The organism is Mesorhizobium sp. M2E.F.Ca.ET.219.01.1.1 (assembly GCF_004016445.2).
Taxonomy (GTDB): Bacteria; Pseudomonadota; Alphaproteobacteria; order Rhizobiales; family Rhizobiaceae; genus Mesorhizobium.
Window position 1 is genome coordinate 87,809 of record NZ_SADT02000003.1, and the last position, 25,597, is coordinate 113,405.

The 25,597-nt window shown below is 64.5% G+C and carries 28 protein-coding genes and 1 riboswitch; of the genes, 15 read left to right on the forward strand and 13 right to left on the reverse strand.

What is annotated here, in order from left to right; all coding sequences use genetic code 11:
- Positions 1-38: 38 nt before the first annotated feature.
- Positions 39-674, reverse strand: coding sequence for a hypothetical protein (locus EN862_RS17650; protein WP_127865767.1), 636 nt, complete (start codon positions 672-674; stop codon positions 39-41).
- 180 nt (positions 675-854) lie between these two features.
- On the opposite strand from EN862_RS17650, the gene ftsE reads away from it, so the two are divergent.
- From ftsE to EN862_RS17665, 3 genes are all read left to right on the forward strand, one after another.
- Complete coding sequence (gene ftsE, locus EN862_RS17655) at positions 855-1,514, forward strand: cell division ATP-binding protein FtsE (protein ID WP_095816884.1); 660 nt, start codon at positions 855-857, stop codon at positions 1,512-1,514.
- On the forward strand, positions 1,507-2,493 hold the full coding sequence (locus EN862_RS17660) for an ABC transporter permease (RefSeq protein ID WP_127865766.1): 987 nt from the start codon (positions 1,507-1,509) through the stop codon (positions 2,491-2,493). Before ftsE ends, EN862_RS17660 begins: the two co-directional genes overlap by 8 nt.
- A 156-nt stretch (positions 2,494-2,649) precedes the next feature.
- Positions 2,650-3,378: a YdcF family protein gene (locus EN862_RS17665; protein WP_127865765.1), complete on the forward strand. Its 729-nt coding sequence runs from the start codon at positions 2,650-2,652 to the stop codon at positions 3,376-3,378.
- Here EN862_RS17665 and EN862_RS17670 read toward each other — a convergent pair.
- Complete coding sequence (locus EN862_RS17670) at positions 3,375-3,995, reverse strand: pyridoxamine 5'-phosphate oxidase family protein (RefSeq protein ID WP_127865764.1); 621 nt, start codon at positions 3,993-3,995, stop codon at positions 3,375-3,377. The two genes, EN862_RS17665 and EN862_RS17670, sit on opposite strands and share 4 nt — an antisense overlap.
- Before the next feature lie 101 nt (positions 3,996-4,096).
- On the opposite strand from EN862_RS17670, the gene EN862_RS17675 reads away from it, so the two are divergent.
- Positions 4,097-4,999, forward strand: a complete 903-nt coding sequence (locus EN862_RS17675) for a LysR family transcriptional regulator (RefSeq protein WP_127865763.1) — start codon at positions 4,097-4,099, stop codon at positions 4,997-4,999.
- A gap of 80 nt (positions 5,000-5,079) precedes the next feature.
- Positions 5,080-5,874, forward strand: coding sequence for a 1-acyl-sn-glycerol-3-phosphate acyltransferase (locus EN862_RS17680; RefSeq protein ID WP_127865762.1), 795 nt, complete (start codon positions 5,080-5,082; stop codon positions 5,872-5,874).
- 105 nt (positions 5,875-5,979) lie between these two features.
- Here EN862_RS17680 and EN862_RS17685 read toward each other — a convergent pair whose 3' ends face one another.
- From EN862_RS17685 to EN862_RS17695, 3 genes are all read right to left on the reverse strand, one after another.
- Positions 5,980-6,600, reverse strand: coding sequence for a LysE family translocator (locus tag EN862_RS17685; protein WP_127865761.1), 621 nt, complete (start codon positions 6,598-6,600; stop codon positions 5,980-5,982).
- An 84-nt stretch (positions 6,601-6,684) separates the two neighbouring features.
- Complete coding sequence (locus EN862_RS17690; protein ID WP_127865760.1) at positions 6,685-7,632, reverse strand: aldo/keto reductase; 948 nt, start codon at positions 7,630-7,632, stop codon at positions 6,685-6,687.
- Between the two features lie 113 nt (positions 7,633-7,745).
- Positions 7,746-8,267, reverse strand: a complete 522-nt coding sequence (locus EN862_RS17695; protein WP_127865759.1) for a gamma-glutamylcyclotransferase — start codon at positions 8,265-8,267, stop codon at positions 7,746-7,748.
- A 118-nt stretch (positions 8,268-8,385) separates the two neighbouring features.
- Between EN862_RS17695 and EN862_RS17700 the strand changes: the two genes are divergently transcribed.
- Positions 8,386-9,384, forward strand: a complete 999-nt coding sequence (locus EN862_RS17700; protein WP_127865758.1) for a DUF2125 domain-containing protein — start codon at positions 8,386-8,388, stop codon at positions 9,382-9,384.
- A 7-nt stretch (positions 9,385-9,391) separates the two neighbouring features.
- Positions 9,392-10,336, forward strand: coding sequence for a sugar kinase (locus EN862_RS17705; protein WP_127865757.1), 945 nt, complete (start codon positions 9,392-9,394; stop codon positions 10,334-10,336).
- A gap of 148 nt (positions 10,337-10,484) precedes the next feature.
- On the opposite strand, the gene EN862_RS17710 is transcribed toward EN862_RS17705, so the two are convergent.
- Positions 10,485-11,420 carry a prephenate/arogenate dehydrogenase family protein gene (locus EN862_RS17710; RefSeq protein ID WP_189401812.1) on the reverse strand — a complete coding sequence of 312 codons (936 nt, stop codon included), beginning with the start codon at positions 11,418-11,420 and terminating at the stop codon, positions 10,485-10,487.
- A 6-nt stretch (positions 11,421-11,426) separates the two neighbouring features.
- Positions 11,427-12,530, reverse strand: a complete 1,104-nt coding sequence (hisC, locus tag EN862_RS17715; RefSeq protein WP_127865755.1) for a histidinol-phosphate transaminase — start codon at positions 12,528-12,530, stop codon at positions 11,427-11,429.
- 146 nt (positions 12,531-12,676) lie between these two features.
- Positions 12,677-12,754: riboswitch (SAM riboswitch) on the forward strand.
- Between the two features lie 95 nt (positions 12,755-12,849).
- Here hisC and EN862_RS17720 point away from each other — a divergent pair.
- The 3 genes from EN862_RS17720 (at position 12,850) to EN862_RS17730 (ending at position 15,828) form a co-directional block, all read left to right on the forward strand.
- On the forward strand, positions 12,850-14,019 hold the full coding sequence (locus tag EN862_RS17720; protein ID WP_127865754.1) for a homoserine O-acetyltransferase: 1,170 nt from the start codon (positions 12,850-12,852) through the stop codon (positions 14,017-14,019).
- The gene (metW, locus tag EN862_RS17725; RefSeq protein ID WP_127865753.1) at positions 14,016-14,633 is read left to right on the forward strand and encodes a methionine biosynthesis protein MetW; all 618 of its coding nucleotides are present in this window, start codon (positions 14,016-14,018) and stop codon (positions 14,631-14,633) included. Before EN862_RS17720 ends, metW begins: the two co-directional genes overlap by 4 nt.
- A gap of 265 nt (positions 14,634-14,898) precedes the next feature.
- The gene (locus EN862_RS17730) at positions 14,899-15,828 is read left to right on the forward strand and encodes a glycosyltransferase family A protein (protein ID WP_127865752.1); all 930 of its coding nucleotides are present in this window, start codon (positions 14,899-14,901) and stop codon (positions 15,826-15,828) included.
- A gap of 110 nt (positions 15,829-15,938) precedes the next feature.
- On the opposite strand, the gene EN862_RS17735 is transcribed toward EN862_RS17730, so the two are convergent.
- The 3 genes from EN862_RS17735 to EN862_RS17745 all read right to left on the reverse strand — a co-directional run bounded on the left by EN862_RS17735 (position 15,939) and on the right by EN862_RS17745 (position 19,515).
- Entirely contained in the window at positions 15,939-16,739 is an 801-nt protein-coding gene (locus EN862_RS17735) for a DUF1194 domain-containing protein (protein WP_127865751.1), read from the reverse strand.
- 53 nt (positions 16,740-16,792) lie between these two features.
- Entirely contained in the window at positions 16,793-18,622 is a 1,830-nt protein-coding gene (locus EN862_RS17740) for an ABC transporter ATP-binding protein/permease (RefSeq protein WP_127865750.1), read from the reverse strand.
- Positions 18,623-18,738: 116 nt separating this feature from the next.
- Positions 18,739-19,515, reverse strand: coding sequence for a methyltransferase domain-containing protein (locus EN862_RS17745; protein ID WP_127865852.1), 777 nt, complete (start codon positions 19,513-19,515; stop codon positions 18,739-18,741).
- A gap of 137 nt (positions 19,516-19,652) precedes the next feature.
- On the opposite strand from EN862_RS17745, the gene gloB reads away from it, so the two are divergent.
- Both gloB and EN862_RS17755 read left to right on the forward strand, forming a co-directional pair.
- Positions 19,653-20,420: a hydroxyacylglutathione hydrolase gene (gene gloB / locus EN862_RS17750; RefSeq protein ID WP_127865851.1), complete on the forward strand. Its 768-nt coding sequence runs from the start codon at positions 19,653-19,655 to the stop codon at positions 20,418-20,420.
- A gap of 65 nt (positions 20,421-20,485) precedes the next feature.
- Positions 20,486-20,920, forward strand: a complete 435-nt coding sequence (locus tag EN862_RS17755) for a cupin domain-containing protein (RefSeq protein ID WP_127865749.1) — start codon at positions 20,486-20,488, stop codon at positions 20,918-20,920.
- Between the two features lie 97 nt (positions 20,921-21,017).
- Here the strand turns inward: EN862_RS17755 and EN862_RS17760 are convergent, their stop codons facing one another.
- The 3 genes from EN862_RS17760 to EN862_RS17770 are packed head-to-tail and all read right to left on the reverse strand — an operon-like array spanning position 21,018 to position 23,397.
- Positions 21,018-21,689 carry a lysoplasmalogenase family protein gene (locus tag EN862_RS17760; RefSeq protein ID WP_127865748.1) on the reverse strand — a complete coding sequence of 224 codons (672 nt, stop codon included), beginning with the start codon at positions 21,687-21,689 and terminating at the stop codon, positions 21,018-21,020.
- A complete protein-coding gene (locus EN862_RS17765; RefSeq protein WP_127865747.1) occupies positions 21,686-22,573 on the reverse strand; it encodes an EamA family transporter in 888 nt (295 codons plus the stop codon). The genes EN862_RS17760 and EN862_RS17765 overlap by 4 nt, the downstream gene beginning before the upstream one ends.
- Before the next feature lie 32 nt (positions 22,574-22,605).
- The gene (locus EN862_RS17770) at positions 22,606-23,397 is read right to left on the reverse strand and encodes a DUF3108 domain-containing protein (protein WP_127865746.1); all 792 of its coding nucleotides are present in this window, start codon (positions 23,395-23,397) and stop codon (positions 22,606-22,608) included.
- A gap of 258 nt (positions 23,398-23,655) precedes the next feature.
- On the opposite strand from EN862_RS17770, the gene rpmB reads away from it, so the two are divergent.
- From rpmB to EN862_RS17785, 3 genes are all read left to right on the forward strand, one after another.
- On the forward strand, positions 23,656-23,952 hold the full coding sequence (gene rpmB, locus EN862_RS17775; protein ID WP_040989302.1) for a 50S ribosomal protein L28: 297 nt from the start codon (positions 23,656-23,658) through the stop codon (positions 23,950-23,952).
- 111 nt (positions 23,953-24,063) lie between these two features.
- Positions 24,064-24,750 carry a queuosine precursor transporter gene (locus tag EN862_RS17780; RefSeq protein WP_127865745.1) on the forward strand — a complete coding sequence of 229 codons (687 nt, stop codon included), beginning with the start codon at positions 24,064-24,066 and terminating at the stop codon, positions 24,748-24,750.
- A 125-nt stretch (positions 24,751-24,875) separates the two neighbouring features.
- On the forward strand, positions 24,876-25,550 hold the full coding sequence (locus EN862_RS17785) for a hypothetical protein (protein ID WP_127865744.1): 675 nt from the start codon (positions 24,876-24,878) through the stop codon (positions 25,548-25,550).
- Positions 25,551-25,597: the final 47 nt, after the last annotated feature.

Sequence of the window (25,597 nt, forward strand, 5' to 3'; positions counted from 1 at the left end):
GTCGTTTGCAGGCCGGCCTCACCTGAATATCGATACACCTAGCCGGCGAAGATTACGGAGACTGTTTTGACCCCGTCTTTAGGCACATCGAGGCGGCTGGAAAAGCCGAATCTTTCGCCGGGCGCCAGCGAGCGATTGGATGTCCCCAGCCTGTAGCGGATGATATTGCTGTCGTTGTCGGTGACGCGGATTTCCAGCGGTGGCAAGGTTTGCGGTGTCACACCGTCATTCGCCGCCTCGCCATCGACGAACAACACTGGCTTCAGGCCGGACGCGTCGATGCGCGACGTCACGCCGGAAATGGTCAGCGCGCTCGCCGGCGCAGCGTTCGTCCAGAACGGGCCCTGCCGGATCAGCGCATGGCCGCCCGACACCCAGAAGGAGACCAGCGCAATGCCGACGCCGGCGATCCAGAACAGCGGGCCGCCGCGTGAAGGCCGCGACGGCGTGGCATCCGGCTTGCGCAGCATGCCCATGCCCTCGATCGACGGCGTCGGCGGGATCTGCGGCTGGGGTGGCGACCGCTCCGGATGCGCGGCAAAACGCGGCAGCACCACATAGTCGGCATCGACGATGTCGGCCGCATTGGACACGACGCGCTCCGGCGCGGCATTTGTTGCCGGCCCGGTCATGATTTCGCCGGAAACGGGGCGCGCGATTCTGTTCTCAGCCATTACGGCACCAGTGCAGTCTTCGTTTCTTTTGCGTAAACGGAATTGGTTAACGCTTCCCCACCGGAATGGCCTTGACGAGTACCGATCGTTGAAAAATTAACCGCCGGTTAACCATGCCGGCCGATGGTCTGTTAATGTAGATTGTGGCGCGTCGCCGCCGAGAGTTTCAGGTCGCCGAACGTGATCCGCTTCGAAAATGTCGGCCTCCGCTATGGCATGGGTCCGGAAATCCTCCGCGACATCTCCCTGCACATTCCGGAGCGCTCCTTTCAGTTCCTGAGCGGCCCCTCGGGCGCCGGCAAGACGACGTTGCTGCGCCTTTTGTTCATGTCGCTGAAGCCGACGCGCGGCCTGATCACCATCTTCGGCAAGGACCGCTCGCGCATTTCGCGCAGCGAACTGCCGCTGCTGCGCCGCCGCATCGGGGTGGTGTTCCAGGATTTCCGCCTGCTCGACCACATGACGACCTACGAGAATGTCGCGCTGCCCTTGCGCGTGCGTGGGCGCGAGGAGGCCGGCTACCGCACCGACGTCACCGAGCTTCTGAAATGGGTCGGCCTCGGCGACCGCATGCATGTGCTGCCGCCGGTGCTGTCGGGTGGCGAGAAGCAGCGCGCTGCGATAGCGCGGGCGCTGATCGAGCAGCCGGAGATCCTGTTGGCCGACGAGCCGACCGGCAATGTCGACCCGCCGCTGGCGCGCCGGCTGCTGAGACTCTTTATCGAGCTCAACCGACTGGGCACCGCCGTCGTCATCGCCACCCATGACCTCGGCCTCATGGAGCAGGTCGATGCGCGCCGCATGATTTTGGCCGGTGGAAGGTTGGACGTCTATGACTGACTTTCCGGCCGATCACCTGCAGGATGAAGCCGAGGCGCCGGTGACGGTCCGGCGCGTCCAGCGCAAGACGGCGCCGATCGTGCCGGCGCAGAACATCGCCGGGCGGGCGCTGGTGCTGGTCATCGCCATCATGACCTTCCTGTCCTGCCTCACCTTCGGCGCGGTGACGCTGGTGCGCGACACCGCGTCGGTCTGGGAGAATCAGATCTCGCGCGAGGCGACGATCCAGATCAAGCCGCCCGACGGCCTCGACATGGAGGCGGCGCTTGCGCAGGCCTCGCAGATCGCCAGCGAGTTCCCCGGCGTGAAGGGCACCAAGATCATTGACCGCGACGCAACGGCGCGTCTTCTGGAGCCATGGCTGGGCAGCGGCCTCAATATCGACGAATTGCCGGTGCCGCGCCTCATCATCGTCACCATCGACGAGGCCAGCCCGCCTGACTTTGCCGCCATGCGCGCGGCCATCACGCCCAAGATCCCGACCGCGGCACTCGACGACCACCGCACCTGGGTCGACCGCCTCGTCGCCATGGCGCACACCACGGTGACGATCGGCATCGCCGTCCTGGCGCTTATGCTCTCGGCAACGGTACTGACGGTGGTGTTCGCCACGCGCGGCGCCATGGCCGGCAACGGCCATATCATCGAGGTGCTGCATTTCGTCGGCGCCGAGGCACGCTTCATCGCGCGCGAATTCCGCTGGCATTTCCTGGTCACCGGCATGAAGGGCGCAGCCGCTGGCGGAGCGCTCGCGATCGTCGTCTTCATCGTCTTTTCCTGGTGGTCGTCGCGCAACATGGCGACGCCCGAGGCCGACCAGGCGACCGCTTTGTTCGGCAATTTCGCCATCGGCTCCGCCGGCTATTTCGGCGTCGGCCTGATGGTGCTGGTGATCGGCGTGCTGACCGCGGCGACTTCGCACGCGACCGTTGTCGCTTATCTCAGCGACATCGACGTTCGCCAGCCGGATGCGGGCTGACCATGAGCTCCAGCCGAAAGCCCGCGCAAGGCGTTGAATACAAACAAGACAACGATCACGGGTTGGGCAGGTGCCGTAACGCAAAGTGCGCCGCCCTACCTATCAAAGGCCGCATTTCGGAGTTAACCATTAGAAGCTTTCAGGATTAACCTGGGGATGATGGAAGCGCGGGATTCGATCGAGACGGCTGGACGGATGCCGGCGGTGCGTGCCCGCGCCGCCGCCCCCGCCGGGCTTGGTCGTCTGCGGCTCGCCCTGCGCATCTGCGGTTTCGTCGCTCTCGCCGCGCTGGTGCTTTTTGCCGGCGGCTTCGGCTGGTTCGCCGACAAGGTCAGCCATATGACGACCCCGACCGATCCAGCCAGGGCCGATGCCATCATCGTACTCACCGGCGGGCAGTCGCGGCTCGACGCCGCCATGGACCTGCTGGCGTCCGGCAAGGGCGAACGGCTGCTGATCAGCGGCGTCCATCCGTCGGCCACCAAACGTCAGCTGCAGGCGGCGATGGGAGGGGACAAGCGGCTCTTCTCCTGCTGCGTCGATATCGACCGTGCCGCGCTCGACACCATCGGCAACGCCGAGGAAAGCGCCAAATGGGTGGAGAACCACGCCTATGGCAGCATCATCATCGTCACCAACAATTATCACATGCCGCGCAGCCTGCTCGAGATGGGCCGGCTGCTGCATGGCGCTCGCCTTGAGCCCTATCCGGTGGTCAACACCAATCTCGGCAATGGCGGCTGGCTGACCAAGCCGGAAGCGCTGCGCGTGCTGCTTACCGAATACAGCAAATATGTGCTGTCGCTGGCGCGCGGCTTCCTGCCGCTTCGCGCAACGCCCGAGGGCGTCACGCTGGCGGAAGCATCGACTGTGGTGAAGAACTAGAGCTTAGCTGCCGCACTCTCGCGCAAGCGGGCAATCTCCTGCTCCAGGCCGGCGATGCGCCGGTCACGCTCGGCGAGCGCCGCGGCGACATCCGCCGCCTCGAAACGCTGCGGTATGTGCTGCGGACAATTGGCATCCCAGGCTGTGACCGTGAACAGGATCGCCTGCTCCGGCCGCGCCTTGTAATCCGCCGGCATCAGCTTCGCTATCAGCTCCGGATCATTTTCGACGACCCGCGCCCTGCCCCAGACCTTGATCCGCTGCCGCAGCATGTAATCGATGAGGAACAGGAAAGCCCGGTCGTTATCCTGCAGATTGCCCTGGGTGATGAACTGCCGGTTTCCGGAGAAGTCGGCAAAGCCGATCGTGTGCTCGTCGAGAACCTTGAGAAAGCCGGCCGGCCCGCCGCGATGCTGTATGTAGGGCTGGCCTTCGGCATTGGCCGTCGCAAGAAACACGCTGGTCTGCGCCTCGACGAAGGCGGCAAGGTCCGGCGTGATAGTCGCCCGCCAGCCGCCGCGCTGCTCGACGCGCGCATAGGATTCGCGCGAGCCTTTGCGGGACTGGATGGCCTTCACGGTCTGCGTGAAGGCGACGTCGCTGGTGAAATCATTCATGTTGGCGCTCCTCGCACAGGATCGCGTGTTAAATAGCCCCTTCCGAAAATCGGATGTAGATGGCATATCTGCAACCCATCCTTCCAGATTTCGGAAGAGTTATGGATCGCCTTGACGCCATGTCCCTGTTCGTCGCCACGGTGGAGGCCGGCAGCCTTTCCGCCGCCGCCAGGCGCGCCGGCGTGCCGCTGGCGACCGTCAGCAGAAAACTCTCCGAGCTGGAGAAGCATTTGGGGACGCGCCTGCTCAACCGCTCGACGCGGCGCCCGACGCTGACCGATGCCGGCCAGTCCTATGTCATCGCCTGCCGCCGCATTCTCGACGAGGTGAACGAGGCCGAGCGCACCGCTGCCGGCGAATATTCGAGCCCGACCGGCGAACTGGTCATCACGGCGCCGGTCGTATTCGGCCGCCTGCATGTGCTGCCGGTGATCACCGACTTTCTCGCCTTGTACCCGCAGGTCGACATCCGCCTGACCTTGTCGGACCGGATCACCCAACTGGTCGAGGAGCATATCGATTTGGCCTTGCGCATCGGCGATCTGCCGGATTCGGCCATGGTTGCGATCCGCGTCGGCTCGATCCGCCGCATCGTCTGCGCAAGCCCCGCTTATCTCGCCATGCATGGCACGCCGGAGGAACCGTCGGAGCTGGCGGGCCACAGCTGCATCACCTTCGAAGGTCTTGCCGCGCCGGCCACATGGAACTTCGGCACCGGCAAAACGGACACCGCCGTCGCGGTCCGCTCGCGCCTGCAGGTCAACACCGCCGAGGCGGCGATCGATGCCGCGATTGCCGGGCTCGGCCTGACCAAGGTGCTCTCCTACCAGGCGGATGTTGCGGTGCGCGCGGGCGCGCTGCGGGTCGTGTTGGAGCCGTTCGAGCCCCCGCCCTGGCCGGTGAGCCTGGTTCATGCCGGCCAAGGCCGGCTGCCGGTGAAACTGCGCGCCTTCCTCGATTTTGCGGCGCCGCGCCTCAAAGAGCGGCTGGCGCGGTCGTTGTAGAAGTAGATTCGACCACCGCGCCGTTTCCTTTTTGCCGCCGCTTGGTGTAACCAACGCACACTTCCTCTCGGGCCCCTTGCATGCTCATCATCCGCTCGCTGGCGTTCAACTTCGTCTTCTATCTCAGCCTGATCATCCAGATGATCTTCTGGACGCCTTTCTATTTCCTCTCGCCGCGCCACCGCGCCTGGTTTGTGCCGAAATTCTGGTCGCGCACCTCGATGTGGCTCTATGAGAAGATCGCCGCGACGAAGAGCGAGATCTCGGGCGTCGAGAACCTGCCGGAAGGATCCTTCATCCTGGCGCCGAAGCACCAGTCGTTCTGGGACGCGATCGCCTTCTTCCCTTATCTCGACGACGCGCTCTACATCCTCAAGCGCGAGCTGACCTGGATCCCCTTCTTCGGCTGGTACATCATGAAGATGCGCATGATCCCGGTCGACCGCGGCAGCCGCTCGAAAGCGCTGAAGGCGGTCGTCGTCGCGACCAGACAGGAGATGGACCGCAATCCGCGCCAGCTCATCATCTACCCTGAAGGCACGCGCCGCCCGCCGGGCGCCGAGCCGTCCTACAAATACGGCATCGTCGAGATTTATTCGCAACTGGGCGTCCCCGTCGTGCCGGTCGCCCATGTCGCCGGCCTCTATTGGCCGCGCCGCAAGTTCCTGCGCTATCCCGGCACCATCAAGGCGCGCTTCCTGCCGCCGATCCCGCCAGGGCTCGGAAAGGAGGAGTTCATGCGGCGGCTGATCGGCGAGACCGAAGCCGCCTGCGACCAGATGCTCATCGAGGCCGCGCAGGCGCCGAACCCGCCGCCCATGCCGCCAACGGCGGTGAAACGGCTGGCGGAGCTCGGCGTAACCGCCAAGAGCTGATCGGCCAGAGCAATTCCAGGAAAAGTGTAAGCGGTTTTCCGTCCGGAATTGCGCAAAAACAAAGAGATAGGGCTTTTCACCGTTTCCGTGTAACGGTGAAAAGCCCTATCGCAGCGCCGCGAGCAGCGTCGTCAGCACCAGCGTTGCGGCAAACACCAGATTGATGATCCGCGACGCCAGCGGATGGCGCAGGAAGCGCGCGAAAGCCGTTCCGGCAAGCAGCCACACGACGTGGATCGCGACGATCATCGCGGCAAGCACTAGCAGCCTGGTGGAGACGCCTAGCGGATCGGCCTGCGACGCGGCGCCGGCGAAAACCGCGGTAATCGCCACATAGGCCTTCGGATTGGCGACCGCGAGCATGAAACCGCCGAGAAAGTTGGGCTTCGTCGCCGTGCTTGCGCGCTCGGCCAATGGCGGCGCGGTTGCAATCTTGAAAGCCAGATAAAGGATGTAAGCGGCCGACAGGATCGCGAGCACCGTGGCCAGCCCGGGCATCGAGGCGAGCATGCCGACGATACCGGCCGCCACGACCAAGAGCACTGCGATCGTTCCGAGCACAAGCCCAGACGCGTAACCCAGCGAGGACCGCAGGCCGAACGCCGCGCCGACGGCGGTGACGCTGACGGTCGATGGCCCTGGGCTGCCCATGACGACGGTTGCCGCCAGGACCAGCGCCAGCAATTGCTGCCAGGGCAGCGCTCCGCTCAAGATGCCGCCAGCCATGCCAAACCTCCTCCTGCCGCCATGCGACAGGATTTACGAGGATTTTGTCATGGCCGTCTTGGATGATCGTGCGCGGCGATCATGTCAGGCGCTGGCGCGGTCGAGCGCTCCGACATCATCCGCCGAAAGCTTGAGCGATGCGGCGCGGATCAGGCTGTCCATCTGAGCCAACGTGGTGGCGCTGGCGATCGGGGCGGTGATGCCCGGCCGCGCGATGATCCAGGCCAGCGCCACTTCCGCCTGCTTGGCCGAATGGCGCGCCGCCACGGCATCGAGCGCGGAAAGGATGCGCATGCCGCGCTCGTTGAGATAGCCGGCAACACCCTCGCCGCGCGCGCTTTGCCCGAGATCGGCCTTGCTGCGGTATTTGCCGCTCAAGAATCCCTTGGCCAGGCTGAAATAGGTGATGACGCCGATATCCTCGGCCTTGCAGAGATCGAGCAGCGGTCCGTCGAGCGACGAGCGGTCGTACAAATTGTATTCAGGCTGCAGCACCTCGTAGCGCGGCAGGCTGCGCAGGCTGGCCACGTCGAGCGCGGCGCGCAGCTGCCCGGCATCGAGATTGGAGCAGCCGGGATAACGGATCTTGCCCTTTTCGAGCAGGCGCTGATAGGCGCCGAGCGTTTCTTCGTAAGGCGTGGCCGGATCAGGCCAATGCGACAGATAGAGGTCGATGACATCGACCTGCAGCCGCTTCAGCGACGCGTCGACCGCCTTTTCGATATAGGCGGCGGAGAGGTCCTTCTTGCCTTGCCCCATATCGGAGCCGACCTTGGTGATGATCACGACCTTGTCCCGGTTGCCGCGGCTCTTCATCCAATTGCCGATGATGGTTTCCGATTCGCCGCCCTTGTTGCCGGGGACCCAGCGCGAATAGGCATCGGCCGTATCGATAGCGTTCAGGCCCGCCCCGACGAACCGGTCGAGCAGATCGAAGGAAGTCTTCTCGTCGGCGGTCCAGCCGAAGACGTTGCCGCCCAGGACCAGAGGCGCGATGGAAAGGTCGGTGCGACCGAGACGGCGTTTCTGCAAGACGGATCTCCGTGCTGGAACGGGCCTGACGCCCAGGGATGGGATGCCGCTAAGCTAGGTCGTAGCCGGTCGAGGTCAAAGGCATGGTTTTGCTTTTTGATCGGACCAGCACTTCACGAAGACGAGACCTGGCGGCCCACCTCCTCCAGCCAGTGATCGCGGATGCCGAGCGCCTCGAGGTGCGCGAGCGTGCTCAAAACATAATCCTCGTTCCGTCCGGATTGGCCGACGGCGCCGCGAACGATCCTTGCCGCGTGATCGGCATCGAGCGCGCCGGCATATTGCTCATGCTGCCGGTCGACGATGTAGGCGACCGCCTCGACGGCAACGCCGCCGTCCAGCCGGATATCCAGCATGCGTTCGAGATAGACGCTGGTCACCAGTTCACGCTCGCGCAGATAGGAAAGCACCTCGTCGCGCAGATTGCCGGGGACACGATAAGCCAGGCCGATGCAGGAGCCGCCTCGGTCGAGACCGAGCACAAGGCCGGGCCGCCCGCGCGTGCCGCGATGCACGAAGGAATAGACGCAAAGCGAGCGCCGGTAGCCGTAAAGCCGGGCGCGGCGCGTCTCGACATGGGCAAATCCAGGCCGCCAGATCAGCGACCCATAGCCAAAAACCCAAAAATCGCCCATATCGCCAAGCCTGATCGCATTCGAGTGAACGACGCCGCACCGACAAGGTGCTTCTTCTGCCCTCGCTTGTTTGCGTGAAAGCAAACGCCTGCACGCCGGGGTTAACGAGAGCCGCAGCATGACGTCAAGTGACGAGCGATCGCCCAAACCCCGCCGCCGGCTGCTTTGGCTCGCGGCGTTCATCGTCGTGCTGTTCGCCCTTTACAGCGGCGGCTGGTTCTATCTCGCCGACCGACTCAAGACCGAGGCTGACCAGACGGTGGCGCGGCTGGGCAGCAAGGGCATCGCCGCCGGCTGCGCCAATCTCACCGTCAGCGGCTATCCGATGAGCTTCACGGTCTCCTGCGACAACATCGCCTATGAGGACGACGCCCGGAAGGTCGCGGCTTCCACCGGAAGCTTCAATGCCGTCGCCGCGATCACCGGCCCCTTGTCGCCGGTCGCCGATCTGCGCGGGCCGCTGCGGACGATCGCGCCCGGCATGCCGCCGCTGTGGATCGACTGGGACCAGTTGCAGGCCAATGTCAAAGTGTGGTGGCCGCTGCCGCGCAGCGTCTCGCTGCAGGCTGAAGGCCTGAACGGTCAGACCGACCCGCAGGACGACACGGATCCGATGCAGCTGTTCAGCGCCGGCAAGGCGGCCGGGCAATTGCAGCCGGTCGGCCAGGACATCAACTATGTCGGCAGCGTCGGCGATCTGGAAATCAATGCGGATGCTATCGAGGGACGCGTGCTGCCCGCGCTGGACGGCAGCGGCGACGTGACGCTGAGGAACGGCGTGGCGTTGATCGCGACACCGCCGAAGAGCCTGCGCGGCCAGTCGATCGACATCGCCAGGCTCGACCTGTCGTCGGGCACGGCGCGCATCACCGTGTCCGGACCGGTCTCCGTCGATGCGGAAGGCCTGGTAGACGCAAGCCTGATGATCAAGCTCAAGGATCCCAAGGCGGTGGCAGCAATCCTCGCCGGCGCGGTACCCGAGCATAAAGGCGAAATCGAGCAGGGTTTTGCCGCCCTGGCCATGCTTGGAAAAGAACCGTCGATGCCGCTGAAGATCGTCAAGGGCAAGGCCTCGCTGGGCTTCATCCCGCTCGGCAAGATCAAGCCGCTCGAATAACGCAACAATGGCGAAAACGGTCAGACTGCTCAGCGTCGGCGCCTTCACCCTCGACACGATCCTCCGCGTCGAGACGCTGCCCGCGCATCAGGGCAAGTTCATCGCCAGCGACGGCGTCCAGATCGCCTCCGGCATGGCGACCAGCGCCGCCTGCGCCGCGCATCGCCTCGGCGCCGAGGTCTCGCTTTGGGCAAGCGCGGGTGACGATCCGGTCGGCGACCAGTTGATCGCCGACATCGAGGCCGAAGGTGTCGACTGCAGCCTGATCCGCCGTGTCGCCGGCGCGCGTTCGGCGCTGGCCGCGATCGTGGTGGATGCGCATGGCGAGCGCATCATCGTCCCCTTCTATGACAAAAAGGCGCAGGCCGATCCCGAGGCTTTGCCGCTTGCCGATCTGTCTGGCTTCGACGCCGTGCTGGTCGATGTCCGCTGGCCGGGCGCCGCGGCTCTCGCTTTGAGCGCGGCCAGATCGACCGGCCGCCCGGCGATCCTGGATGCAGATACAGCACCCGTCGAGGTGCTGGAGCGGCTCTTGCCATTGGCCTCGCACATCATCGCCTCGGAGCCTGCGGCGCGCATCGTCTGCGGCCATGCGCTGGACCCTGAAAGCGCCTGCGCCGACCTCGCCTCGCGCACCGATGCCTTTGTCGCGGTGACCGGCGGCGCCGCTGGAACCTGGTGGCACGACCGGGCGACCGGACGCGTGCGCCATGTCGAGGCACCGAAGGTCAAGGCGGTCGACACGCTTGCCGCCGGCGACGTCTTCCACGGCGCCTTTGCCGTCGGCCTCGCCGAGGCCATGCCGATGGAAGAGGCCCTGCGCTTTGCCAGCGCCGCCGCCGCGCTCAAATGCCTGCGCTTCGGCGGCCGCCTCGGCGCGCCAAACAGGGCCGAGACGCTGGCCATGATGGCGGCGCACTGGTCGTCATCGCGAGAAGGCGAAGGGAGCTGAGATTCAGGTCAGGCCGAGTCGGAGTCGAAGACGGGCGCGAAGCGACCAAACTGGGTGGGGTCCCTAGAACCGGAGCGCAGCGTACTTTTCGTACGTGAGCACCGGAAGCGCAGAAAGCCGTCATTTGCAGGCCGGCCTCACCTGAATATCAGTTCCCTTTGGGATGCTCGACCGCCTGCCGACCAAAATCCGGCACATCGATGTCCTGGCCGGCCTCGATGATCGAGCGGCGGATGGCGCGCGTGCGGGTGAAGAGGTCGAACAGCTTCTCGCCGTCGCCCCAGCGGATCGCGCGCTGCAGCGAGGCGAGATCCTCCGAGAAGCGCGCCAGCATCTCCAGGATCGCGTCCTTGTTGTGCAGGCACACGTCCCGCCACATGGTCGGGTCGGAGGCGGCGAGGCGGGTGAAATCGCGAAAACCGGAAGCGGAATATTTGATGACTTCGCTCTTGGTCACCGCTTCCAGATCATCCGCCGTGCCGACGATGTTGTAGGCGATGATATGCGGCAGATGCGAAACGATCGCGAGCGTCATGTCGTGATGCTGCGGGTCCATCGTGTCGATGTTGGAGCCGCAGCGGCGCCAGAATTCCGAAAGCGTCTCGAGCGCGGCGGGATCGGTGCCCGGCAGCGGCGTGAAGATGCACCAGCGGTTCTCGAAGAGATCGGCAAAACCGGCATCGGGCCCGGACTTTTCCGTGCCCGCCAGCGGATGTCCGGGGATGAAATGCACGCCCTCCGGCACATGCGGCTCAATCTGCGCGATGACGGAAGCCTTGGTCGAGCCGACATCGGTGAGGATGGCGCCTTTCTTCAGCGCCGGCGCGATCTCGGCCGCGACCTCGCCGGATGAACCGACCGGCACCGAGACGATGACGAGGTCGGCATCACGCACCGCTTCCTTGGCATCCGTCGTGTAGGAATCGCCAAGGCCCAACTCCTCGGCCCGCTTCAGCGTCGAGGCGCTGCGCGTCGCGATGGCGATATGACGCGCCAGGCCTTCACGGCGGATGACGCGGGCGAGCGACGAGCCGATCAGGCCGATGCCGACCAGTGCTATTTTCTCGAACATCGGTGATGTCATGGCGTTCTAGCTTTTCAGGAAGGTCTTGAGCGCATCGATGACGCCGCGATTGGCTTCCTCGGTGCCGACGCTCATGCGCAGCGCGTTAGGGAAGCCATAGCCGGTGACGCGGCGCAGGATATAGCCGCGCGCGCTGAGATAATCGTCCGCGGCCGCCGCCGAATGTTTCTTGTCGTCGGGAAAATGGATCAGCACGAAATTGCCGACGCTGGGGGTGACGCGCAGGCCGAGCTCGGTCAGCTCCGCGCTGAGCCAGGCCAGCCATTTCTCGTTATGCGCCGCGCTGCGCTCGATATGGGCGCGGTCGCGGATGGCGGCGATGCCTGCTTCGATCGCGGTGGCGTTGACGTTGAAGGGGCCGCGGATGCGGTTGATCGCATCGACGATATGCGCCGGCCCGTACATCCAGCCGATACGCGCACCGCCAAGGCCGAGCTTGGAGAAGGTGCGGGTCATCACCACGTTCTCCGAGCTGCCGGCGAGCTCGATGCCGGCTTCGTAGTCGTTGCGCCGCACATATTCGGCATAGGCCGCGTCGAGCACTAGGAGCACGTTCTTTGGCAATGCCGCGTGCAGCCGGCGCACCTCCTGGAACGGCACATAGGTGCCGGTCGGATTGTTCGGATTGGCAAGGAACACAATACGCGTCGCAGGCGTGACCGCGGCGAGGATCGCGTCGACATCGGCGCGCTCGTCGGTTTCCTTCACCGCCACCGGCTTGGCGCCCGCCGCCTGGATGTAGATCTTGTAGACCATGAAAGCGTGTTCGGTGAATACTGCCTCGTCGCCCGGCGCGAGGTAGGTCTGCGCCAAGAGCCCCAGGATCTCGTCCGAGCCGTTGGAGCAGATGATGTTCGCCGGGTTCAGCCCATGCACCTCGGCGATCGCCTCGCGCAGCCGCCGCGCCGTGCCGTCGGGATAGACGTCGAGCTTTGCCGCCACCTCGCGCGCGGCCTCGATCGCCTTCGGCGAGGGCCCGAGCGGGTTTTCGTTCGACGACAGCTTGTAGACTTTCGTCACGCCGGCCGGGGCGGTGCTTTTTCCCGGCACATAGGCCTCGATGTCCATGATCCCCGCGCGGGGCGTCGGACGGGGCTGATCCTGCTTCATGTCACAAATCCGTCGAGAGGGCCTTTAAAGGCCGCAGCGGAAATACAAGCCGTGAGCTGGAATGTCGAGTGCCAGCGCTTGGCACAACGTCCGGTCGCGCGGAGGCTACCCGTTGACGAACAGCGGCGCTGGTCCTAGAAGGACTGCCAGACTTCCGTGGTGATTTGGCCGGTCGGCTTGCAGCCACGTTAAACAACTCGCTAAAGGGCCGTTTGCAACCTGTAACCGGCTTTGCGACGGCAAGCCGGTTTTTTGTTGTCCGCCGCTGGCCGGACACCGCATCGCGACGAGTCAGATGCGGGACAGGATGGGGACGGACATGGCCACTCAGCGCGCTGCAAGAACCAACGACGAGGCCGACCATCCGTCGAGCCCGGTGCTGCAGTTCGGCCCCGACAAGCCGCTGAAGCTCGACGCCGGCACCTTGCTTTCGCCGTTCCAGATCGCCTACCAGACCTATGGCACGCTGAACGATGCGCGCTCCAACGCCATCCTCGTCTGCCATGCGCTGACCGGCGACCAGCACGTCGCCAACACCAATCCGGTGACCGGTAAGCCGGGCTGGTGGGAGGTGCTGATCGGCCCCGGCAAGATCATCGACACCAATCGCTTCTTCGTCATCTGCGCAAACGTCATCGGCGGCTGCCTCGGTTCGACCGGCCCGGCCTCGACCAATCCGGCGACCGGCAAGCCCTACGGCCTCGACCTGCCGATCATCACCATACGCGACATGGTGCGCGCGCAGGCGATGCTTGTAGACCATTTCGGCATCGAAAAGCTGTTTTGCGTGCTTGGCGGCTCGATGGGCGGCATGCAGGTGCTGGAATGGGCGGCGAGCTATCCGGAGCGGGTCTTCTCTGCCCTGCCGATCGCCACCGGCGCCCGCCATTCCTCGCAGAACATCGCCTTCCATGAGGTCGGACGGCAGGCCGTCATGGCCGATCCGGAATGGCATGGCGGCAAATATCTCGATTTCGGCAAGCGCCCGGAAAAAGGGCTCGCCGTCGCGCGCATGGCCGCCCACATCACCTATCTTTCGGAAGCGGCGCTCCACCGTAAATTCGGCCGCAATCTGCAGGACCGCGAGGCGCTCACCTTTGGCTTCGACGCCGATTTCCAGATCGAGAGCTATCTGCGCCACCAGGGCATGACCTTCGTCGACCGCTTCGACGCCAATTCCTATCTCTATCTGACCCGCGCGATGGACTATTTCGACCTTGCCGCCGATCACGGCGGACGCCTCGCCGACGCCTTCGCGGGCACAAGGACGCGCTTTTGCCTGGTCTCCTTCACCAGCGACTGGCTGTTCCCGACCGAGGAGAGCCGCTCGATCGTGCATGCCTTGAACGCAGCGGGGGCTTCCGTCTCCTTCGTCGAGATCGAGACGGATCGCGGCCACGACGCCTTCCTGCTCGACGAGCCGGAGCTGTTCGCGGCTATCAACGGCTTCATTGGTTCGGCAGCACGCGCAAGGGGGCTCAGCCTATGAGCGTCAACCGCGCCCAGCGTGTCGACCTCGAAGTCGTCACCGACCTCATCCCAGCCAAGTCGCGCGTGCTCGATGTCGGCTCGGGTGACGGCGTGCTTCTGGAACTGCTGCAGGAGACCAAGCAGGTCGACGGCCGCGGGCTGGAACTGTCGCAGCGCGGCGTCAACGAATGCGTGGCGCGCGGGCTATCGGTCATCCAGGGCGACGCCGACACGGATCTGAAATTCTACGCCGACAAGGGCTTCGACTTCGTCGTGCTGTCGCAGACGCTGCAGGCGACGCGCAACCCGAAGGTGGTGCTCGATGAACTGCTCAGGATCGGCAACTGCGCCATCGTCTCCTTCCCCAATTTCGGCCACTGGCGCGTGCGCTTCTCGCTGTTAATCAAGGGCAGGATGCCGGTCACCAAGGACCTGCCCTACTCCTGGTACGACACGCCCAACATCCACTTCTGCACCATCCGCGACTTCGTCAACCTGTGCGAGGAGCTCGGCGCGACGGTCGAGAAGGCGACCGCGCTCGACGCCAACGGCCAGAAGATCGGCCTGTCGATGCCCTGGTGGTTCTGGAATTTCTTCGGCCAGCAGGCGGTGTTTTTGTTGAAGAGGGCCTGACCTCCTAGGGAGGTACTCGACCAGCGCACGGCTCTCGCCCTTTGGCCCGGGCGAGCGGACCTGTCTGCCCAAACCGGAAAGCCAATTGTGTTGCCATCAAACCGCAATGCTGCGGAAAAGCCGCCAATATCGGCGTTCCGTGGTGAGCGCGACGTGACAGAAAGATGGCTTTTTTGTAGCGTCGGCCACAACTCAGAGGTGGGACAAGAACATAGTCGTCAGACCCATCCGACAAACATCAGAACCGACCGGCAGTGGCAGCCCGATGTCGAGCGAAGACGTTCCGCTGATTACAGTGATCACGCCGACGCACAATCGGCGCAGCCAGGTCGTGCGCGCGGTGGAAAGCGTTCTGGCGCAGACGCTTACCCGCTTCGAGCACATTGTGGTCGACGATGGGTCGACGGACGGAACAGCCGCCGCGCTTGCTGAAATCCGCGATCCCAGGCTCATCTATGTCGGCGCCAAATGGCGCGGCGCCAATGCCGCGCGCAACGCGGGTATTGAGCGCGCCCGGGCGCCGGTGGTGACTTTCCTCGATTCGGACGATGTCTATCTGCCGGACCGGCTGGAGCGGACGCTGGCGCACTTCGACGAGAATCCTTCGCTGGAGGTGCTGATCAGTTCGTTCCTGTCGCTGAAGGGGAGCCGCAGCACCAAATGCATCAATCGCGGCGCCTTTCTCGACAAGAGCAAGCTGCAGCGCGCCCTGGTCTCGCAGACCATCTTCATTGCCGGCTCGGCTATCACCGCCAGGCACGAATCGCTGCTCGCGATCGGCGGCTACGATAGCGACATCACGCGCATGCAGGACCGCGAATTGCTGCTGCGCTTTGCCCAGCGCGGCGGTGCTCTGCTGTCCGAGGACATCGACTGGAAGAAGTACAATTCGGAGAATTCGATCTCCGGCCGCCACGACGGCTATGTCGAGGCCTATGCCAATCTGATCGACAAGCACCCCTATATCGCCGACCGCTATCCCGATGTTCCGCCTTATATGATCGCGCGCCAGATCATCGCCGATATCTTGAGGGGCCGGCTGCACCAAGCATTTTCCGGGTATCTCGCCAATCGATCGTCCAAGGCGCTCGGCTATTCGCTGCCGCAACTGCTGCGTGGTTATGTCGTCGGCCGGCGCTGGCGCCGCGACTGCTATGACGAGTTCCGCGCCAAATACGGCGCCCGGGCGGCTTGAGACGGACTGCTAGAGCAATTCCAGGAAAAGTGTGAGCGGTTTTCCGTCCGGAATTGCGTAAAAACAAGGAGATAGTGCGTTTAACCGTTTCCGTGAAACGGTGAAACGCACTATCTGTCGAGTTCCGGAAAATAGGGATCTGAGAACCGCCGCCGAAGGCGCTCGCCCAGCAGGCAATCGACGGGTGCCGTATCGTCGATGTGCATAGGCCTGGCGTCGGTGAGGCCGCTCACCTCCTGGATGAGTTTACGGCGGATGGCTGTCGAGAACTCGGACGCCGCGTAGATTGGCAGCACGAAGGAACCGGCACCTCCGGTCACGCAGTCGGCGTAATAGCGGTCGAGGCGGCTGACGCTCGGCGACGGCCTGATGAGTATGGGCAGGCCGTTGATGACGATACCCTTGGCGATGGTGGCATCGCGGATCTCGGCGACGGGCAGCCCGATATTGTTGGGTCCGTCGCCCGATATGTCGATGACGCGGCGCGGCGCCGAAAAGCCGGTTCTCTCCAGGAGCCCGGCGCCGAAGCCGAGGGCGCTTGAAATCGAGGTGCCGCGGAAGCTGCGGAACGGCCGCGCTTCTAGCCTGTCGGCAAAAGCGTTGGCGCTGGCCTCCCCATCGATGATCTGCCAGGCGATGACCCCGTCGTCGCGCACCACGCCCGCCCATTCGAAATAAGCGAGCGCGATGCGGCCATTTCGACCCGAGCGCACGGCATTGATGAAGTCGGGATGGCGCAGCGCCTCGACATAGCCGGCGCGCTGCAGCGCGAACTCCTCCTCATCCATCGACTGTGAGATGTCGACGGCAAGCACGAGTTCGACATCCATCGCCGAGCCGTCGTCTGGCGCTGGCATCGGCACCGCCGCGGCGCAGGCAAGGCAGGCAAGCAGGCCAAGTTTCGCAAGCATGGCAGCCTCGGACGACCCAGCGAATCTTCCCGGCGATCGCGGCGAAAATAAAGCTACTTCTTCTTGCGGCGGGCAAGAATGGGTGGTGGCTCGATTGCTCCGGCGCGGACGCGGGCCGGCTTCAAGGCCTGAGCCCCGGTATCCTTCACGATGCTCAGCGCGCGCGGGAAGAACTGGGTGTTGTGCAGGCCGCGTCCGATGTTGAGGATGGCGGTCCCCGGCAGGCGCTTTTCCATCATCGCCAGCACCCGCCGCAGCGAGGGGCCGTCGAACGCATCCAGGGCTTCGTCGATGATCACCCAGTTCGGTTTGCGCAAGGCCAGCCTGGCAAAGGCCAGCGCCCGCTGTTCGTCATCGCTGAGCTCGCGCTCCCATCGCCCGGGATGGTCCAGATCGACAGACAGCCGATCAAGACCAACCTCGGCAAGCACCGCCGCTATTTCGGCATCGCTGGCTGGGTCCTTCCCGTACGGATGATCGAGAACCTCGCGCAAGGGGCCTGCCGGGAAATACGGCACGCGCGGCACAAAGATCGGAGCCTCGCCGGCCGGCAAGCCGATCCGCCCGCTCCCCCATGGCCACAGGCCGGCAATGGCGCGGAAGAACAATGTCTTGCCGGCGCCCGGCTCGCCGGTGATCATGACGCGCTCGCCGGCATGGATTTCGACCTCCGCCTCGGCAAGCTTGGTGCAGCCTTCCGGCGAAGACACCTGAAGCTTGTCGAACGTCAGTAGGCCATTGGCGTTTTCACCGAACTGGATGCGTTTTTCGGTACCATGCAGCGCGTCGGTTTCGGTAAGCGCGATGCGGAAGTCCGCCACGCGCATCAGCGTCGCGCGCCAGTCGGCGATGCTGCCGATATTGTTGATGAACCAGCGCAGCGACGAATGGACCTGGTTGAAGGCGCCGACCGCCATCATCAGCCCGCCGAACGAGATGTCCCCGGAAAAATAGACCGGCGAAGCCACCAGGATGGGCGCAACCACCGTTATCCAGCCATAGGTGTCGGTCACCCAGGACAGATTGATCTGCGCGGTAAAGATGCGCCGCATGGCGACCAGCACCGTGCCCAGGTCAAGCTCGAGCCGGCGCCGGGCATCGGGCTCGCCATGGTAGAGCGCGATGGCGTCGACATTCTCGTTGACCCTTACCATCGAGGAGCGCAGCTCCGCTTCGCGGGTATAGCGCTCGCTGTTGAGGCTGATCAGCGGACGCCCGACCAGCCAGCTTAGCCAGGAGGCTATGCCGGCGTAGAGGAACGCCGCCCACACCATGTAGCCCGGTATCGCCAATGAATAGCCGCCGATGTGGAAGACGAAGCCCGAGGACAGCTCCCACAGCACCCCGATGAAGGAGACGAGCAGGATGAAGGACTGCAACAGGCCGACGCCGAGATCGGTCGACAGGTCCGACAAATGGGCGGCGTCCTGCTGCATGCGCTGGTCGGGATTGACGCCGATGGCGCCGGCATTGGCCAGCCGGAAGGCTCGCGCCGGACGCATCCATTGATCGATGAGGTCGAGCGTCAGCGCCTCGCGCAACCGCAGACGGATCATCTGGTTGAGCCAGGTCTGGCCGATATTGAGCACCAGAAGCCCGCCGGCGATCATCGCGAAGACGAGAAGCTGGTCCAGGAAGTCCGCCATGTCGCGCCGCGCCAGCGCATCGTAGAAGGGCTGGTTCCAGCGGTTGAGCAGAACCTGGCCGATCGACGTTGCGACGATGACCGCGACGATCCCAATCGAGACCCAGGCAAGCTGCCGGCGCACCGGTGAGGACTTGAGCCCCTGCCTGATCGTCGCCACCTGGTCGGCGAGGCTGCTTGCCTCGACCGAGACAGTGGCTTTTTGCGCCGCCGGCTTTTTATTGGTCTGGTCGTCCATAAAGGGTATTCCTGATTCCCGCGGCGGTCATGAACGCCGCGCCAAACGAGCGTGCTCAGATCGAGCATGCCTCAGATAGGGTAACGATCGCCGCGCGATGCAAGGCGCGGTCCCGATCACGAACGCGTCACCCGTCGGGCGGTGGCGTCCGTCGCCTTGCGTCCGAGCCTCGTCGCGCCCTGTGGCGAGAAGACCGGCACGAAGACACGGCGTGAGGCGCGCTGGGCGACCGGCACGCCCTGGTAGAGCCGTTTCTGCGCCTCGACGACGATGACGCCCGAAAAGATCGGCCAGAAGCGACGGCCGGCCCGCTCCAGCACATTGTGGAACCGCATCATGAAACGCCGCGGCGACGGCGGGAAGAACAGCGCGTCGCTCCACGTCGCCGGGGTGAAGTTCGCCTCGCGCAGCAACTCGGTCAGCTGGCCGCGCGAGAACGGCCGGCCGTTGCCGAAGGGCGTGTGCTCGAGGCGCGCCCACACACCACGCCGGTTGGGCACGACGATGACAACTCTGCCCGCCGGCGACAGCACGCGCCAGATTTCGTTCAGCGTCTCGCGCGGATTTTCGGCGTGCTCGAGCGAATGCACCATGAGAACGCGATCGATGCAGGAATCGACCAGCGGCAGTTCCTCGTCGAAGACCAGCGCCGTCGCCGTGGGCCCCGACGCTGGCCAGACCACCGCGCCTTGCGTTGCCGGCATGAACGCGAAAACGCGCTCGGCATCGGTGCCGAAGCGTTCCAGCCAGGGCAGCGTGTAGCCGAGGCCGACCAGCCGCTCGTTGGGTACGGTCGTCCAAATGGACGACAGCGCCATGGTGATCGAATGCTCGGCGAGGCGGCCGAGCGTGGACGAGTAGAAGGAGCGCAGGTCGACGATGTCCGAATGCATGCGCGGGACGGTAGCCGCGATAAATGCCAAGTTCAACAAAGGCGCCAAATTCGATAAACGCGCCAAGTTCGATAAACCCGGATGACATCGGCGGCCAGTCGCCCTATGTCTGCGGCAATAACGGAGAAAAGATGCCGATGGCGGTCGAGATCGAGCAGTTCATGTGCCGCACCGACAATTTCGGCGTGCTGGTCCACGATCCGAAAAGCGGCGAGACGGCGATCATCGACGCGCCGGAAGAAGCGCCGATCCTGGCGGCGATCAAGCGCACCGGCTGGACGCCGACATTGATTCTCACCACGCACCATCATGCCGACCATGTCGAAGCCAATCTGGCGCTGAAGGAGCGCTTCAAATTGCGCATCGTCGGCCCGGAAGCCGAAAAGGCAAAGATCCCCGGCATCGATGAGACGGTCAGCCAAGGCTCGGTCGTGCGCCTTGGCGATGAACGGATCGACGTCATCGAGACCCCCGGCCACACCGCCGGCCATGTCTCCTACCACCTGCCGGCCTCGAAGGTGGCGTTCACCGCCGACACTTTGTTCGCGCTGGGTTGCGGCCGCCTGTTCGAATGCAAGCCGCCGGTGATGTATGAATCGCTGAAGAAGCTGGCGGCGCTGCCGGCGGAAACCGCCATCTATTGCGGCCACGAATACACTCTGGCCAACGCCCGCTTCGCGGTAACGGTCGATCCGGGCAACCCGCTACTGAGGCAACGCGCAGCCAGGATCGAGGCGCTGCGCGCCGACAGCAAGCCGACGCTGCCGACGACCATCGGCGACGAATTGTCCACCAACCAGTTCCTGCGCTGGCACGACCCGGCGATCCGCAAGCACCTCGGCATGGAGAAAGCCAGCGACGCCGAGGTGTTTGCCGAGATCCGCAAGCGCAAGGATAATTTTTGATCCACGTCGCCCAAAAATGTGCAGCGGTTCTGGGATAACGACATGCGTCAAGGCAAAGAATGCGAATGACCACCAGCGCCGCCGAGATCATCGCAACGCTTGGCCTCGAGCCGCACCCCGAGGGCGGCTGGTATGCCGAGACGTTTCGCGACGCCGCGGGCGGTCCGCGCGGTCATTCGACCGCGATCTACTTCCTGCTCGAGCAAGGCCAGCTTTCGGCATGGCATCGGGTGAAGGACGCGGCCGAGGTCTGGCATTACTATGCCGGTGCGCCGCTGGCGCTGTCGATGCATGAAGAAGGCACCGACAGCGTGATCGAGCAGGTGCTGGGCACGGCCCTTGCCGCCGGCGAGCGGCCGCAGCTCGTCGTACCGGCCGGCTGGTGGCAGTCGGCGCGCAGCCTTGGCGAATGGACGCTGGTCGGCTGCACCGTGGCGCCGGGCTTCGACTTCGCCGCTTTCGAGCTGGCCGAGCCGGGCTGGCAGCCGAGGATCGGCTAGAGCAATTCCAGGAAAAGTGTGAGCGGTTTTCCGTCCGGAATTGCGACAAAACAAAGAGCTGGAGCGTTTCACTGTTTCCGAAAAACAGTGAAACGCTCTAGCTGATTAGAAATCCGAGCGTGATGGCCAGCTGGGCCGCATAATACAGCACCCAGACCGTGTAGCGCATCCAAAGGCGCTGCGGCGAGATCGCCGCGAGCAGGAAGCGCTCGGTCGCCAGCAACCCGTCCGAGGCGATGAACAGCACCGCGCCGGCGATGACCCATGCGCTGCCGGTGGTGAGCGCCGAAATGCCCATGGCGAGGATCGCCGCGACATAGACGGCGATCGGAATGCGCAGTTGCGGACCGACGCGGCGCCAGAGCGCGGCAAGCATGACGATGCTGAATGCGGCCATGGCGAGCGCGATCGCACCCCGCCAGGATTCGGCGTTCAAAAGGCCGAGTCCGCCGCCTGACCGCGCGAACAGGGCGACATAGGCGACGTGGCCGGCGAGGAAGCTCGCCAGCCCGCCGAGAAAGGCTTTTTCGCCGTCGCGCGACAGGAAGGCGTCGCCGATGGCGCTCAGGCCCAGCGCCGCGACAAGCAGCAGCGGACCGCCCTGCATGACGGCAAGCACGGCCAGCAAGGCGACGGCAAGCGTCTTTGCCGCCGTGCGCGTCCATTTCGGCGGCATGTCGAGCGCAAAGGCGTAGATCACGGCCGCGGTGAACGAGAACAGAAGCGTCGCGTTGGCGTTGGCCTCGATGCCGCCCGGAAACGGCATCATGCGTTCGCCTCTTCGGCCGCCGGCTTGCGCATCAGCAGCGACTTCGCGGCCAGCGCAGCACCCCCGGTGATGAGCACGCAGGCCGCGAGGATGCGCAGCGACGGCTCGGCGACGCCGGCAGCGATCAGCACCAGCGTCGACAACAGCGGCGCGGCGTAGCTCGCGGCGCCCAGCACCTGGATGTTGCCGCGCTTGACGCCGATATCCCAGGCGTAGAAGGCCGCGCCAACCGGCATCAGGCCGAGCCCGATGACGGCCAGCCACTGTCCAGGACCCTCCGGCAGCACCGTTTTCTCAAGCAGAAGATGACAGGCCAGCGAAAGCACCGACGTCGCCGCGCAGAACCAGGTGACGATGGAGGTCGGCACCGAGGGGAAGCGCCGCGACAAGAGCGAGTAGGACGACCACAAAAGCGCGCAGACGGCGGCCATCGCGTAGCCGAAGGCATAGCGCGCATCGAAAGCCAGCCCGCCGCCCTTGGTGACGATCAGGAAGGTCCCGGCAAGGCCGAGCAGAGCGCCCACGACATGGTTCCAGGCCAGCCGCTCGCCCGGCATCAGCGCGGAACCCAGCACGATCAGCAGCGGCCACAGATAGGCGATGAGGCTCGCCTCGACAGCCGGTGCGTTGCGCAGCGCCGTGAAGTAGAAGAAATGGTAGCCGAACAGCCCGGCTATGCCGATCACCCAGACCTGTGGCGGGATCTTCTGGTTTCTGTCGGCGGCCGGCATCACCAGCCGCGCCGCCAGCCCGACGCATGTGCCGATGGCGAAGGTGATGGCCGACAGCAGGAACGGCGGCACTTGGCCCGATGCGTCGGTGAGCAGCGCCAGCAGCGCCCACATGGCGACCGCCGAAAAACCGATCAGTGTTGCGCGCCCCATATCTCCCCCGCCGGCGCGTGGCGGCGCCTGACCTAATTTACCGCTTCGAACCGTCTAGCGCTGATGGTCAACGGACCGATCTGGGTGCCGACCGTGGCGCGGATCGGCGCATATACGCCGGATTGGCCAACCGGCGCAAACGTCACCAGCATGCGGCTCCTGTTCTGGAGGAAGTTCAGCGCCTTGCGGCCCTTGCGGTAGCCTGCCACCGGCTCGAAGCCCATCTTGCAGGTCACCGTGTCGCCCTTGTAGCCCGGCACCGAGATCGAGCCCTTGGAGGCATAGGTCAAGCTCAAGTCGGCGCGCATTTCGCCATCGTAGAACTTGACCGTGCGTCCGCAGACCTTGTCCAGACTGTCGGCATGGATGACCGTCGCGGCCATCGGATCGAGCACCGATTTCAGGTCTCCGTCGCCGATCGGCACCCAGCTCTTCGGATCGCGCTTGCCCGGCGCGGGAACGACTTGCGTGGAGGTGACCGACCCGTTGCTGAAGCGGATGTCGACCATCGAGGCCTTCTTGCCGGACGTATAATCGGCCCTGAACACCTGCGGCGTCATACGCTTGTCGGAAATGGTGCCTTTCGACGAAATCGTGCCTTTGGTGTCGTCGAACAGCCTGCCGAGCCCGGCGGCCGAGACGGTGCCGTCGATGGCGTAGGTATTGCCCTCGTAGCGGCTGGAGAAAGTCGCCCTGGCGATCGAAAGCCCGAGAAACGAGACCGTGTATTCGCCCTTGAAGGATTGCGGCGAGGGGGCGGCGAAACTGGTTGCCGGCACGGCAAGGGCAAGCAGGCTGGCAAGTGCATGAGCAGGACGGAGCATGGCGGCTGGCGAATCCCTGGCAGTTCGGCCGAAACGCTAAGGCTCCAGCCTGGCATATCCCTTCGCGAAGGGCTTATAATACGAAATCCGGCCTTTATATGGAGCGCGCCGCTCCGCAGGCCACGTGCCGGAGCTTGACGCAGTGGTGAAATGCCACTATGGAACGCCAACTTTTCCAAAGGCCGCCTGACCGAGACCGCGCGCCGCCTGGCGCGCGCAGAATGGTTTGGCAGGTTTAGAAACTGAAGGTTAGTCAAGATGTCCCGCACCTGCGAACTCACTGCCAAGGCAGTTCAGACCGGCAACAATGTGAGCCACGCCAACAATAAGACCAAGCGTCGCTTCCTGCCGAACCTGGTCAATGTGACGCTGATTTCCGAAGCGCTGAACCAGAACGTTCGGCTGCGCATTTCGGCCAACGCGCTGCGTTCGGTCGAGCATCGCGGCGGCCTCGACGCCTTCCTGGTCAAGGCCGACGTCAAGGAACTGTCGCAGCGCGCTCGTCTGCTGAAGAAGCAGATCGCCAAGAAGCTTGCCGAGCAGTCCGCCGCTTAAAGCAGCTTTCGGGCGAGGGACGACCGCCTCGGGCACCGGCCATATCCGTTGTCCGAATAAGAGCGAGCGTCGGCACGACGCTCGGCTGGTTCCATTACCCAGGATAAAAAAATGAATTTCCTGACGCGATACCTGCCCTTCGTGGCCGCCATGGCGCTTGTCGTCGTGGCGTCGAACATCCTTGTGCAGTTCCCGATGCAGGGCCAGGTCGGCAACCTGTCGCTGGCCGACCTGCTCACCTGGGGCGCCTTCACCTATCCTTTCTCGTTCCTGGTCACCGACCTTGCCAACCGCCGCTACGGCCCTGCCGTGGCGCGCAAGGTGGTATTCGTCGGCTTCATGACCGCGGTGACCTGCTCGATCCTGGTCCCGCCCTTCCTGTTCCGTCATGGCCTGATCGGGTTCGAGACCGCCGCCGACCGGCTGGTGCGCATCGCGGCCGCTTCCGGTGCCGCCTTCCTCGCCGCGCAATTGCTCGACGTCACCGTCTTCAACCGGCTGCGCCGGCAGAGCTGGTGGCGCGCGCCGATCGTCGGCACGCTGGTCGGCTCGGTGTTCGACACGATCGTCTTCTTCGGCGTCGCCTTTTCCGCCGCCTTCGCCTTTGCCGGCCCCAACGACAGCTTCGCGCTGGAGTCCGCGCCGCTGATGGGCGTACTGCCGGTCGAGACGATGCGCTGGGTCTCCTGGGCGCTTGGCGACCTTTCGGTCAAGCTGATCATCGCTGTCGTGGCGCTGATCCCCTACCGGCTGCTCGCCGCGCGCTGGAGCCAGCCGGCGGTCGCGCTCGGAGCATGATCCCCAAAAAAAAAGTGGGATCCGGTTTTTGGAAAAGATCATGCTCCAAACAAAAAGAGAGAGCATGATCCCAAAAAGGGAGCCCGGTTTTTGGAAAAGATCATGCTCGAACAAAAAGAGAAAGCATGATCCCCTGGGTCCAGCTTGATTCCGCCCGTACGCCCGATGGCGGCCAGGAACTGCGCCTGAAGCAGCGCGGCACTGAATTTTCGATCATGCTCGGCACCAACGAGCTGATGAACAGCCGCCTCAGCGGCTCGGAGGAGGCGCTCGCCAGGCTTTCCTGCGAGCGGATCGCCGGCCGCAAGCAGCCGGGGATCCTCATCGGCGGGCTGGGCATGGGTTTCACCTTGCGCGCCGCCCTCGCCGCACTCGAGAAGGACGCCACCGTCACAGTCGCGGAGCTTGTCCCCGCGGTCGTCGCCTGGGCGCGCGGCCCGATGTCGGGAATCTTCGGCGGCTGCCTCGACGATCCTCGCGTCAGCATTCGCGAGGCTGATGTCGGTCAGTTGATAAGGGCGCAGAAAGCCGCTTGGGACGCCATCCTGCTCGACGTCGACAATGGTCCCGAGGGCATCGTCTACAAGGGCAATGATACGCTCTATGACGCGGCCGGCCTCGCGGCCGCGCGTGCCGCATTGAAGCCCGGCGGCGTGCTGGCGGTCTGGTCGCAGGGACCGGACGCCGGTTTCACCCGGCGGCTGAAGCAGGCGGGCTTCGCGGTCGAGGAGATCGGCACGCGCGCCCACGGCAAGCGCGGCGCCCGCCATGTGATCTGGATCGCGGCCAAGGGGCCTTGAGCCGACAGGATCGGCACGGCGGCTTTACGCTTTGTTACGGCCGATGA